The sequence below is a fragment of the Myxococcus xanthus genome (assembly GCF_013116825.1).
GTDB lineage: Bacteria > Myxococcota > Myxococcia > Myxococcales > Myxococcaceae > Myxococcus > Myxococcus xanthus_B.
Window position 1 is genome coordinate 12,625 of the sequence record NZ_JABFNS010000028.1, and the last position, 11,767, is coordinate 24,391.

Below are 11,767 nucleotides of genomic sequence, written 5' to 3' on the forward strand. Positions count from 1 at the left end.
CCAGTCTGACGCGTCTTCCTGGTTTACGCTGACGCCTCCGGCCCGAGCGGTCGCTCCCTGACAACGAGCGGTCGCAGTCGCTATTTCCGAACGGTTTCCTCGTCCGCGAGGGCAGTCGCGAGCCGCGCCGCGTTACGGATGCAGTCGTTGAGTCCAATGCCTTTGTAGGCGTTGCCCGCCAGGTGCAACCCGGGCCAGCGCTGGAGCGCCGCGTCGATGCCCGCCATCCGCGCCAGGTGCCCCACGTTGTACTGGGGGATGCCCCGCTGCCAGCGGAAGACCTCCGTGAAGGTGGGCCGGGCCGTCACGCCCGTCAGGGCCTGCAGCTCCTCGAGCGCCAGCGCCGCGAGCTCCGCTTCGTCCTGCTTCACCAGGTCCGGCTGACGCGCGCCGCCCACCATGCAGGTGTAGAGCACGCGGCCGCCCTCGACGCGGAAGGGGAAGGTGGTGGACGCGTGGATGGCGCCCAGGAGCCGCCGCTTCTCCTCGAAGGGCACCAGGAAGCCGAAGCCATCCGGTGCCGGAAGCGTGCCCGCGTCGAAGCCCAGGTGCACCACCGCGATGGGCGCGTACTCGATTCGGGACACCTGCTCCGCCAGCGCGTCATCCAGGGGGCGCAGCAGCTGCGCGGCGACAAACGCGGGAACCGCCAGCACCACGTGGTTCGCGGTCAGCTCCGCGCGGCGTCCATGTTCCTCGACGGCGAGCTTCCATCCGCCATCCACGCGCGTCAGGCCTTCCACCCGCGCGCTCACGTGCGCCGCGTCACCCAGCGAGGCGGCCAGCGCGTCGATGAGGACCTGGAGGCCGCCGTCGAACGTGCTCAGCGCGCCCGACAACTTCGGCGCGTCCCCCGCGGGCAGCGCCTTGCGTTGGGCCTTCTGCGCGCGGATGGCGCCCAGGATGAGGCTGCGGTGCTCGCGCTCCAGCTTCACCAGCATCGGGAAGGTGGCCTCGACGCTGAGCTGCTCCACGTCACCGGCGTAGATGCCCGTCTGCACCGCGTCCAGCAGCACCCGCGTCGCCGCGCGGCCCAGGTGGCGGCGGCCGAACGCGGCCAGCGATTCGTCCGTGCCTTCCGGCGCGCGGCGGGAGAACAGCTCGCCGGCGACCCGCAGCCGCGCGCCCAGCGGAAGAATGTCCGAAGCCAGAAACGCCGGCGGCGAAGACGGCACCGACCGGAGTCGGCCTCGCGTGTAGACATAGCGACGCTTCGCTGAAGGGTCGGCGACCCGGATTCGACCTTCCAGGTTCAGCGCCGCCGCGAACGCTCGCGTCGCGGGCTCGCGGTCCAGGAAGCTGTTGGGGCCTTGCTCCACCAGGTAGCCAGCCCGCGCATGCGTGCCCACCGCGCCTCCAAGACGTGCGGATGTCTCCAGGAGCACGGCAGCCGTACCGCGCGACCGCAAACCGTGCGCGATGGCCAACCCCGAAATCCCACCTCCCACGACGGCGACATTCATCTGATGTGTCCTCTGCATGTGGTGCATGCGATTACCAGCGTGCACTCCCTGCTCGTCAACGCGCGTGTTTTGCCAGCGGAAGGCATTCAGCGCGTTAATGCCATGCATGCGCTACGTCATCACCGGAGCGAGCAGGGGGATTGGTTTCGAATTCGTCCAGCAGCTCCTGCTGCGGGGCGATACCGTCGAAGCCGGGGTCAGGTCGCCAGAGGGAGCACGGCGGTTGGAGCCGTTGATACAAAAGGCCGGAAACCGCCTGCGCATCCATGCGCTGGACGTGGGAGACGACGCCAGCGTGCGCGCGTTCGCCACCAACGTGTGTACCGGCCCCGTGGACGTGCTCATCAACAACGCCGGTGTCTCCGGCCTGTGGTGTGCGTTGGGTGACGTGGACTACGCGGACATGGCGCGCACGTTCACCATCAACGCCTTGGGGCCGCTGCGTGTCACCAGCGCGATGCTGCCGGGCTTGCGACAAGGCGCCTTGCGGCGGGTGGCGCACGTCACCTCGCGGATGGGCTCGTTGGCGGCGAACACCGACGGCGGGGCCTATGCGTACCGCATGTCGAAGGCCGCGCTGAACATGGCCGTGCGCTCCATGTCCACGGACCTGCGCCCGGAGGGCTTCGTCACCGTGCTGCTCCACCCCGGTTGGGTGCAGACGGACATGGGCGGCCCGGACGCCACGCTGCCAGCGCCGGATTCGGTGCGCGGCATGCTGCGGGTCATCGACGGGCTGAACCCGGAGCACAGCGGCCGGTTCTTCGACTACCAGGGGACCGAAGTGCCCTGGTAGCCGTGCGCTCACGGGTAGAGCATCTGCGTGCGCCAGCCGCCGTCCTCGCGCAGGTAGACGTGCCTGTCATGGAGCCGGCTCTCCTGGGCGTGCCAGAACTCGATGCGGTCCGGCACCACGCGGAAGCCGGACCAGTGCGGTGGGCGCGGCACGGGCTGGCCAGCGTACTTCTGCTCCACCTCCGCCACGCGGGCCTCCAGCACCTCGCGAGCCGCCAGCGGCTGGCTCTGCAGGCTGGCCCAGGCGCCCACCTGGCTGCCGCGGACGCGGCTCTGGAAATAGGCGTCCGCCTCCGCGTCCGTGACGCGCTCCACGCGGCCTTCCACGCGCACCTGTTCATTCAAGGGCTGCCAGTAGAAGCAGAGCGCCGCGTAGGGATGCGCGCGGGCCTCGCGGCCCTTCCGGCTTTCGTGGTTCGTGTAGAACACGAAGCCGCGCGCATCGAAGTCCTTGAGCAGGACGACGCGCGCGCTGGGGCGCCCGTCATCCCCCACGGTGGCGACCACCATGGCGTTGGGGTCCACCGCGATGGCCTGCTTCGCTCGCTCGAAGAGCTCCGCGAAGCGCTGGATGGGGTCTGGAGGAATCATCACGCGGTGCAACATAAGGGGCGCGCGGCAGGTGTGCACCTTCGCGGTTGACTCATCCGGCACACACGTCAATGTGCGCACATGAATGTCCTCTTCATCTCCTCGGAGGTGGCCCCGTTCTCCAAGACGGGGGGCCTGGGGGACGTGGCCGGGGCGCTCCCCGCCGCGCTTGCCTCGCTGGGCCATGACGTCAAGGTCATCACCCCGCGCTACCGCGACCTGCGAGGCGCGGAGCGGCTGGAGCCCACGGGCCAGTCCCTGTTGCTGCGCTTCCCCTTCGGCGAGCTGTCGGGCCCCATCCTCTCCGCCCGCGTGTCCGAGCGGCTGGAGGTGCTCTTCCTGGAGAACGAGTTCCTCTTCGGCAACCGCCACGGCCTCTACGGAGACGCGGGGGGCGCCTTCGCCGACAACCACCGGCGCTTCGCCTATCTCAGCGTGGGCGCGCTCCAGGCGGCGCAGCGGCTGCGCTTCATCCCGGACATCATCCACGCCAACGACTGGCAGACGGGGCTGGTGCCGGTGGCGCTGCGGCGCGGCTTCCAGGCGGGGCCGTTGGCGCACGCGAAGAGCGTCTTCACCATCCACAACCTGGCCTACCAGGGGCAGTTCCCCAAGGACGTGATGGGGGACCTGGCGCTGCCCTGGGACTTGTTCACCGCCCATGACGGGCTGGAGTTCCACGACACGGTGAGCTTCCTGAAGGCGGGGCTCGTCTTCTCCGACGCGCTCACCACCGTGTCCCCCACCTACGCGCGGGAAATCCAGACGCCGGAGCAGGGCTACGGGCTGGACGGCCTGCTGCGGCACCGCGCCCACCGGCTCCACGGCATCCTCAACGGCGTGGACACGCACGAGTGGAACCCGGAGGACGACGCCTTCCTCCCGGCCCGCTACGGACTGAAGGACCTGTCCGGCAAGGCCGTGTGCAAGCGCGAGCTGCTGGCCCGCTTCGGACTGGAGGACGGCCCGGCGCCGGTGTTTGGCTTCGTCAGCCGGCTGGCGTGGCAGAAGGGCATGGACCTGCTGCTGGAGGCCCTGCCGGCCGCGCTCCACGCGGACATCCGCGTCGTCGGGGTGGGCAGTGGCGAAGGGCCCCTGGAGGAAGGGCTGCTCGCGTTGCAGTCCCGTTACCCGAAGCAGGTGGGCGTGCACATCGGCTTCGATCCCGGGCTCTCCCACCTGGTGGAGGCGGGGGCGGACTTCTTCCTCATGCCCAGCCGCTACGAGCCGTGCGGCCTGAACCAGATGTATTCGCTGCGTTACGGCACGGTGCCCATCGTCCGGGCCACCGGCGGGCTGGTGGACACGGTGGAGGGAGGGCTGGACGGAAACGGCATCCTCTTCGAGGCCTTCCACAAGTCCGCCCTGCTGGCGGCCATCCGCCGCGCCCTGGCTCTCTACGCGGACCCGTCGCGCCTGGACGAGTTCCGGCGCCGGGGCATGGAGAAGGACTTCTCCTGGGGTGCGTCCGGCCGCCGCTACGAGGCGCTCTTCCACGACCTGGTGGCGGAATAGTGGGTGCGGACGGAAATTCGCAGTAATGTTGTGCCGTGGCGGATGCTCCGGACCTGGGTGGTTACGAGGTGGTCGGCCGGTTGGCGGTGGGCGGCATGGCGGAGGTGTACCAGGCGCGAGCCCGGGTCACCACGCAGCGCTCACCGGGTGAACCGGACGAGATTGTCATCAAGCGGCTGCACCCGTCGTTTCGCAGCGACACTGCCTACGTCAAAGCCTTCGTCGACGAGGCGAAGCTGACGGTCCGCCTGCGCCATCCGAACATCGTCCGCACCTACCGCCTGTTCAAGGCGGGGCCGGACTACCTGATGGTGCAGGAGCTCGTGAGTGGCCGGACGCTGGGCTACATGCAGGAGCTGCTGGTGAAGGCTGGCGCGGCGATGCCGCCCGAGTCCGCCTGCTACATCGCCTGGTGTCTGCTCAAGGCGCTGGACTACATCCACCGGGCCAAGGTGGGGGAGAACGGCGCCACCATCGTCCACCGCGACGTGAACCCGGCCAACCTGCTGCTGGGCATCAACGGCGACGTGAAGCTCACCGACTTCGGCGTGGCGGAGGTGGAGGGGCTGATGCGCGGCGACTCCGGCGCGCTGCGCGGCACGCTGCCCTATATGAGCCCGGAGCAGGTGCTGGGCCTGCCGGTGGACGCGCGCACGGACCTGTACGCGGTGGGCATCATCCTCTGGGAGCTGTGGTCCGGCCGCCGCCTCTTCACCGGGGAGCACGAGGCGGAGCTGATGCACAAGGTGCGCGACGCACGGGTGCCGCTCTTGACGTCCTCTCCGGAGCTGCCGGACTACGCGGTGCAGGTGGCGCGCAAGGCGCTGTTCGCGGACCGGGCGCGGCGCTTCCAGACGGCGGCGGAGTTCATCAAGGCGCTGGAGTCCCTGTCCCGGCGCGCGGGCTGGCCGCTGACGGTGGAGGCGCTCCAGCCGCTGCTGGGGGGCTGAGATGCGCTCGCGCCGCGCCGTCATCCTGGGGCTGCTGGGAGGCGGGCTCGCCGTGTCCGGGTGTCTGGGCTCGGTGCCCTTCCGGCCGCGGGCCTATGAAGACGCGGTGCGCGTGGTGGGCTTCCAGGTGGACTTCCGGCAGGACGGCACCGGCGTCCTGGACCTGGACCTGGCGGTGACGAACCCCGCGTCGGACGCGGCCACGCTGGCCGCGGTGGACTTCACGTTGTGGGTGGACGGGCGCCGCGTGGCGGTGGGCACGCAGCAGGTGGCGGCCCCCCTGGCGGCGGACGGGAGCGCCCCGCTGCGCGTGCTCTTCCCGCTGGCCAGCGCGCGCCCCACGGGCGGGCCGGAGCCCGTGCCCCGGCGGGTACAGGTGGAGGGCGGGGTGGTGCTGCGCTTCGGCGGTACCGAGCGGCGCGCGCCCTTCAAGTCCGAGCGCGTGCTGCCGCTGGCCTGGGTGCCGCCGCTGGACGGGGACTGAGGCCGCCGCCGCTGATGCGTGGGGTGGACGCTACCCAGGTGGTGCCATGGTAGTTGTCCGTTGCCGGCGGCCAGCGTGACGTGCCAGCGTGTTGGCCATGTCGCTTTTCCGACAATGTGTGTTTCCCATCTCCTTGGCGTTGCTGGGGTCCACCGGCGTGCAGGCCGCGGAGAAGTCGCCTCCTCCTGAGCCTCCGGCTCCTTCGCGCAAGGTCGACCCAACGAAGGCGCAGACGGAGGCGTGGCTGCGCGAGCACATCGAGGCGTGGAACGACTCGGAGGTGCACGTCACGGTGAAGGACTGCCGCATCATGGTGTTGGACAAGCCCCGTGAGCGGACGGAGATCGTCGACCTGCGCGGCTTGCTGCTGCCCATCGAGGTCATCCGGCTCAACGGTGGGAACGATGCGACGCTCCGGCTTCGTGTGAAGGAGAAGCACACCGGGACGTACTCCATGTTCCGCAAGTGCAGCGCGGAGAACCGCTACTGCGCGGAGCCCACCGGCAAGTTCCAGAGCCTGCCCTATGTGGACCTCTCCGTGACGTCGGTGCGGGACTTCGTCCCCGGGCGGCAGACGGACGTCGACAAGAGCCTGCGGTTGGAGCGGGCGCTCGAACACTACTCGCGGCTTTGTGGGGCGATGGAAGATGCGCGCAACCGGCTCTTCTAGGTTCGGGGCCGCGGGGCTGGCGGCGTTGCTCTTCTCCCAGGCGGGTTGCAGCACGACGTCCGAGTACGTGCGCGGCGAGCGCCTGCGAGAGGCGTCCCTGGGAGAGACCCACCGCGACACGCTGGAGAGCGTCGTGGATGCGTCCTACGTGGGCCGCGTCGCGGTGAAGCGCACCACCTGCACCGAGATTTCCACTGAGTTCAGTAAGAAGCGCATCGACACGACGACCAGCCCGCCCATGGGCTCGTTGCTCGGCGGGCTCGCGATGCTCGGAGGTGGCGGCGTCTTGATGGCGATGTCCGACGGCTCGTCCGATGACGACGTCGACATCACCATGACGCTCGGCGTGGTGCTGGCGCTCGCCTCCATCTACCCGTTGGTGTCGGCGCTCACCGACGAGGACGTCAGCCAGGAGGAGGTCGTCACCGGCGAGGTCGAAGAGGAGCGCTCCCAGCGCTGTGATGAGCGGACCTTCTCGCTCAAGGGCCCGCTGCACTGGAGCGTCTCCCTGGGGGCCGCGCGGCGCACCGGGCGCACCGGAGAGGACGGCGCCGTGTCGCTGGGGCAGCCGCTCAACGAGCTGGTGGAGCAGGCCATCACCGACGAGGCCAGCGTCCGCCGGCTCGTCGCCGGGCGAGGCATTTCCTTCCGGCTGGAACTCGAGCGCGCCCCACCGGCGGACTTCCGGCTCGACTCCAAGGCGCTTCCGGATGCCTACTTCCGGCGCTTCGCGGACCGCTACGGGCAGCAGCTCGGAGGCAGCGAGCGCGCCCGCTTCGAGAACTGCGAGCTGATTGGCAAGTCCGCGCGAGAGACGCTGGAGTGCTACTGGTCCCAGTAGTGGGGGGAGGGCCGGCCCCGGAGCGGGGCCGGTGCCGCTCCGGGCTTCAGCTCTTCGCGGAGGCCTGCTCCTCGCGGCCGTGCTCGCGCCCCAGCCCGTCGCGAGCCTCCGCGGCCTTGCCGTCCTTGGTGAGGCCAGACTTCACGCGCGACATCCGCACGCGGTCGATGCGGGGGCCTTCCTTGGACGCCACGACGAACTGCCAGCCGCTGTAGGCGAAGCGCTCGCCCACGTCGGGCAGGTGGCCCGCCATGGAGGAGAGGAAGCCGCCCAGCGTGTCGAAGTCGCCTTCGGGCAAGGGGAAGCCGAACGTCTGGGTGAAGGTGTCCACCTCCAGCGCGGCGTCCACCATGAAGCTGCCGTCCGCCAGCTTCTCCACCTGCTTCTCCTCCACCTCGAACTCGTCGCCGATGTCGCCGACGATTTCGCGGAGGATGTCCTCCAGCGTCACCACACCCATGAAGCCGCCGTACTCGTCGACGACGATGGCCATGTGGATCTTCTGCTTCTGCATGTCCCGGAGCAGGTCGCCAATGGGCTTCATCCACGGCACGAAGTGCGCCGGGCGGATGATGTCCTGCAGGACGATGAGCTCGGGGTGCTGGAGCAGGGGGATGATGTCGCGCGCGTGCAGCACGCCGATGACGTGGTCCACGTCGTCCCGGTACACAGGGATGCGGGAGTGGTTCTCCTCCGCCAGCAGGCGCAGCAGCTCGTCCGGGGTGATGGTGACGTCCACCGTCACCACCTCCGTGCGCGGCACCATGACGTCGCGGCAGCGCTTGTCGGACAGCTCGAAGATGGAGCGGATGAGCTGCGGGGCGCTCTTGTCGACCTCGTTCTTCGCGGCCTGGGCGGCCAGCAGCTTCTCCAGCTCCTCCAGCGGAGGGGGTGGCGGCTCGAAGCGCAGCGTGCGGCCGAAGGTGCGCGCCATCAGGTTGAGCACCGCCATGGCCACGCGCATGGGCGGGTAGAGCACCGTCACCAGCAGCGAGGTGAAGCCCGACAGCCGCAGGGCCCAGCGCTCTGGGCTGCCGTTGGCCAGCCCGCGCATGGTGACTTCCATGAGCGTGGCCAGCACGCCCACCAGCAGCGCGCCCGCGGCGACGGTGGCCACCGGCAGCCACGCGGATTCGCCGTAGCGGCTGAAGTCCAGCATGCGCGGCGGGACGAAGGCACCAATGGCCGCGGCCTGGAAGCCGCTGAGCACCATGCCCAGGCGCAGCGCCGTGGCCACGGGTTCGCGGTCCGTCTTGTGGCGGAGGACCCGGCGTGTCGCCCGGCCCGGCTGCGTGTTTGCCAGTTCCTGTGCTCGCAGGTCGGACACGCCGTAGAGCGCGGACTCCGAAGCGGCGACAAGGGCCCTGACGAAACTCAGCGCCAGGCAGGCGACCCAGAGGGTCCAGGTAGGCATAGAGCCCTGTTCTTATCCCGTGCTAAGGGTCCACACCACTGCGCTGGAGCCCTGATGTTCGCTCGCATGTACGCCGTTGGAGCACTCCTGGCCTTTCTCGTCCCGACGCTCGCACATGCGTGGCCGGTGGACCTGGTCGTCCCCCTGGAGCCCGGGAAGGAACGCTTCCACAAGCTCGACACCGTGGACTGGGTCCAGGTGGCGGACGCCTCCGTGGCGGACGCGGAGCTGCTGCCTGGGAGCAATGAACTGTTGCTCACCGGTCAGAAGGAGGGGCGGACGCTGCTCCTGCTGTACGCGGGGGGCCGCTTCGCCGTGTGGCGCCTCACGGTGGGCTCGCCGCCGCCGGAGGACCCCGCGCCCCGGCTGGCCGCGGCCCGCAAGGCCTGCCCGGACCTGAACGCGACGAGCGGCGCGGAGCGCTCCCTCCGTGCTTCGGTGAAGGACTCCGCGTGCAGGTTGGCGCTGCTGGAGCTGCTGAAGACGGACGCCTTCGTGGCCCGGGAACTGGAGCTGACCTTCGAGCTCCCCGTCCTCCAGGAGCAGCTCACTTCACTGGGAGAGGGATTGAAGCCGCTGGGGCTGGAGGCTCGCTACAGCGGCGCGGGCGTGGTGGTGTCGGGCGCGGGCTCGCCGGAGGTGCACCGCAAGGCGCTGTGGGAGTTGTTCCACCGCTCCGTGGGCCGGGTGCCGCTGGACGACCAGATTCAGGAAGTGAAGCCGCCCGAGCCCACCGACGCCGGCACGCCGGACGCGGCCACGCCCGCGGTGGAGGCGGAGCGTGAGATTCCGGTGGAGGTGCTGCCGCCGCCGAAGAAGTCACGCAAGCGCTGAGGGCTTCGGCTTGGCGTGTCGCGGGCTTGCGGTATGACGGGGGGCTCCCTCTTTCGCCCGCGCGCCGCAGCCGGCCGCGGCCGCTTCTTCGTGGAGGAGCCCGATGCGTTTGGCAGTCCGGTTGACCGCGCAGGCGTGGGTGTCGAGCCTGGCGCTGCTGATGCCCCTGGTGGCGTCCGCGCAGTTCGATGACGTGGATGCCTTTCCGGCCTCCGAGCCCGAGCGCGGCTGTCCGAAGCGCCCGGACGTGGTGCCCTTCACGGCGCGCAACCTGGTGGGGCTGACGGGCTCCGGCTGGCTGGCGCACCAGGCCATCATCCCGGAGTCGAAGGACCGCTTCTTCTTGGAGAGCGAGCGGGAGCGCTCCGGCGTGAAGCTGGTGCCAGAGGATGTGGACGTCCGGAAGCTGGGCGCGCCGGACCCGTCCGTGCCCTTGTGGGTGTTCGGCAAGGCGGATTCGGCGGCCTGCCGCGCGGTGCCCGTGGTGTGGTGGGCGGTGCGGATGGGGACGGACGCGGACCGCAAGACGTACCTCATGTCCGAGCTACAGGTGGACTGCGACGTGCTGCCCCCGGGCCGGCTGTCGGGCACGCCGGTGGCGCTGCGCCAGAAGGACGCGCCCACAGGCTGCAAGCTGCGCCGCGCCGACGACAACTCCACCAGCGAGGAGGGCCGGGGGCTGCCCCTGGAGTTGTCGGACGTGATTCCCGAGCGCGCGTCGTGCGAGGCCCCGGAGTGCCAGCGCAAGTGGGAGATCTTCAGCAGCCGGTGGGATGACGGCAGCGCTGTGTTCGACATCGCCGTGTCGTGGATGAAGCGCGACGGGAAGAAGGACCCCTGCGAGTGGGCCACGGAGGACCACACCGCGCTGCTGCTCCGGCCGGCCGGGGCGCTGGCGCCGCTTCCGATGCGCTCAGGCGGGGCCTTCTTCGGCGGGCTCTATGACAGCACCGGGCTGCGCACGGTTCTCAGCCGCGAACTGGGCGTGCTCAACGTCCACGACGCTGGCAAGCCCAAGGCGGCGCCGAAGGCGGTGCGCTACGGCAGCCCCACGGAAGAGGAGCTGGCGTACGCGAAGCGCACGTTGTCACCGTGCAAGAAGTAGGGGCGTCGGGTTGAGTCCCTGAATCGAACCGGGGGATGATGCCCTCTCCTGTGTTCTGGGAAGGGGGGGCGCCATGGCCAATACGGTCGGTGTCAACAAGATGTCCGTGGTGACCAAGGACTCCAACGGCGTGTCCGTGGCGTTTCCGGATGTCTGCAAGACGCCCAGCCCGGCGGGCCCCATTCCGCTGCCGTACCCGAACGTGGCGCGCTCCGCCGATACCGCCCAGGGCAGCAAGACGGTCGCGGTAGAGGGGAACCCCCTGTGCGTGAAGGACTCCAACTTCAGCACCAGCACGGGGGATGAGGCCGGAACGGCGGGGGGCGGAGTGGTCTCTGGCAAGACCCAGGGCAAGGCCGAGTTCGTCAACTTCTCCTTCGACGTCCAGGTCGAGGGAAAGAACGTAGCGAGGGCCCTCGACCTGATGCTGCACAACGACAAGAACACGCCTCCGTTCCCGCTGATGCAGCCACCAGTGATGGCGGCCGGCCAGGGCTCGGGCAAGTGCAACTGCCTGGTCTGCGAAAAAGAGATGTAGCGCGAGGGGGCGAAATCCCATGGCCTCACACGAACAGGACGCCGGGCGCCCGCCTTCTCAGGTGGAGGAGCCCATCCTGGGAAACCTCATTGGCCGGGTCGTCGGACGGGGGCGAATGGGCACGGTGCAGGTGGACTTCGAGGGCAACCACCATGGGCCGCTGGAGGCCCGGCTCGCGGTCGCGGTGGATGAGGCCACGCTGCTTCGGGCGATAGAGGCGCGGCAGGAGGCGGTGCTCTGTTTCGAGCGGGGCACACCGACGTGCCCCATCGTGCTCGGTTTGCTCCAGCCGCGCAGTGAGACGCCCCTCCTGGATGCCATGCTCGAAGCTCCTGATGGCGAGCGCGAGGATGGAGAGGTCGCCATCGTCGCCAACGGTCAGCGAGTCCCCATCGAGGGGCTTCTGGACGGCGCGACCGAGGAGCTCGAGCTTCGCTGCGGCAGGTCCAGCCTGGTCCTGCGGCGCAATGGTCAGATTCTGCTTCGGGGTGAGCATGTGCTCGTCGACGCGGGCCAGGTGCTGCGCCTTCGTGGCGGCAAGACGCAGATCAACTAGACAGGGGGCAT

At 69.7% G+C, this 11,767-nt stretch carries 13 protein-coding genes; 10 read left to right on the forward strand and 3 right to left on the reverse strand.

All coding sequences use genetic code 11. The annotated features are described in order from the left end of the window. Positions 1-80: 80 nt before the first annotated feature. Positions 81-1,490 carry a protoporphyrinogen oxidase gene (hemG, locus tag HNV26_RS10560; RefSeq protein WP_171441580.1) on the reverse strand — a complete coding sequence of 470 codons (1,410 nt, stop codon included), beginning with the start codon at positions 1,488-1,490 and terminating at the stop codon, positions 81-83. Between the two features lie 79 nt (positions 1,491-1,569). Between hemG and HNV26_RS10565 the strand changes: the two genes are divergently transcribed. After that, positions 1,570-2,259: an SDR family oxidoreductase gene (locus HNV26_RS10565; protein ID WP_171441581.1), complete on the forward strand. Its 690-nt coding sequence runs from the start codon at positions 1,570-1,572 to the stop codon at positions 2,257-2,259. An 8-nt stretch (positions 2,260-2,267) separates the two neighbouring features. Here HNV26_RS10565 and pdxH read toward each other — a convergent pair whose 3' ends face one another. Continuing rightward, a complete protein-coding gene (pdxH, locus tag HNV26_RS10570; RefSeq protein WP_171441582.1) occupies positions 2,268-2,930 on the reverse strand; it encodes a pyridoxamine 5'-phosphate oxidase in 663 nt (220 codons plus the stop codon). On the opposite strand from pdxH, the gene glgA reads away from it, so the two are divergent. The 5 genes from glgA to HNV26_RS10595 all read left to right on the forward strand — a co-directional run bounded on the left by glgA (position 2,931) and on the right by HNV26_RS10595 (position 7,309). Further along, positions 2,931-4,364, forward strand: coding sequence for a glycogen synthase GlgA (glgA, locus tag HNV26_RS10575; protein ID WP_171441583.1), 1,434 nt, complete (start codon positions 2,931-2,933; stop codon positions 4,362-4,364). A gap of 35 nt (positions 4,365-4,399) precedes the next feature. After that, positions 4,400-5,314 (forward strand): serine/threonine protein kinase, encoded by a 915-nt coding sequence (locus HNV26_RS10580; RefSeq protein WP_171441584.1) that lies wholly within the window; start codon positions 4,400-4,402, stop codon positions 5,312-5,314. Between the two features lies 1 nt (position 5,315). Further along, a complete protein-coding gene (locus tag HNV26_RS10585; RefSeq protein WP_171441585.1) occupies positions 5,316-5,798 on the forward strand; it encodes an LEA/WHy family protein in 483 nt (160 codons plus the stop codon). A gap of 97 nt (positions 5,799-5,895) precedes the next feature. Beyond that, positions 5,896-6,468 carry a hypothetical protein gene (locus HNV26_RS10590; RefSeq protein WP_216612042.1) on the forward strand — a complete coding sequence of 191 codons (573 nt, stop codon included), beginning with the start codon at positions 5,896-5,898 and terminating at the stop codon, positions 6,466-6,468. Beyond that, positions 6,446-7,309, forward strand: a complete 864-nt coding sequence (locus HNV26_RS10595; protein ID WP_216612044.1) for a hypothetical protein — start codon at positions 6,446-6,448, stop codon at positions 7,307-7,309. The genes HNV26_RS10590 and HNV26_RS10595 overlap by 23 nt, the downstream gene beginning before the upstream one ends. A gap of 46 nt (positions 7,310-7,355) precedes the next feature. Here the strand turns inward: HNV26_RS10595 and HNV26_RS10600 are convergent, their stop codons facing one another. Then, the gene (locus tag HNV26_RS10600) at positions 7,356-8,723 is read right to left on the reverse strand and encodes a hemolysin family protein (protein WP_171441588.1); all 1,368 of its coding nucleotides are present in this window, start codon (positions 8,721-8,723) and stop codon (positions 7,356-7,358) included. A 54-nt stretch (positions 8,724-8,777) separates the two neighbouring features. Here HNV26_RS10600 and HNV26_RS10605 point away from each other — a divergent pair, with 54 nt between their 5' ends. The 4 genes from HNV26_RS10605 to HNV26_RS10620 all read left to right on the forward strand — a co-directional run bounded on the left by HNV26_RS10605 (position 8,778) and on the right by HNV26_RS10620 (position 11,756). Further along, a complete protein-coding gene (locus HNV26_RS10605) occupies positions 8,778-9,557 on the forward strand; it encodes a pilus assembly protein N-terminal domain-containing protein (protein ID WP_171441589.1) in 780 nt (259 codons plus the stop codon). Between the two features lie 103 nt (positions 9,558-9,660). Beyond that, positions 9,661-10,662, forward strand: coding sequence for a hypothetical protein (locus HNV26_RS10610; protein ID WP_171441590.1), 1,002 nt, complete (start codon positions 9,661-9,663; stop codon positions 10,660-10,662). 73 nt (positions 10,663-10,735) lie between these two features. After that, entirely contained in the window at positions 10,736-11,200 is a 465-nt protein-coding gene (locus HNV26_RS10615) for a DUF4150 domain-containing protein (protein ID WP_011551420.1), read from the forward strand. A gap of 19 nt (positions 11,201-11,219) precedes the next feature. Then, positions 11,220-11,756, forward strand: coding sequence for a DUF6484 domain-containing protein (locus tag HNV26_RS10620; protein WP_171441591.1), 537 nt, complete (start codon positions 11,220-11,222; stop codon positions 11,754-11,756). The last annotated feature ends 11 nt before the right edge of the window (positions 11,757-11,767 follow it).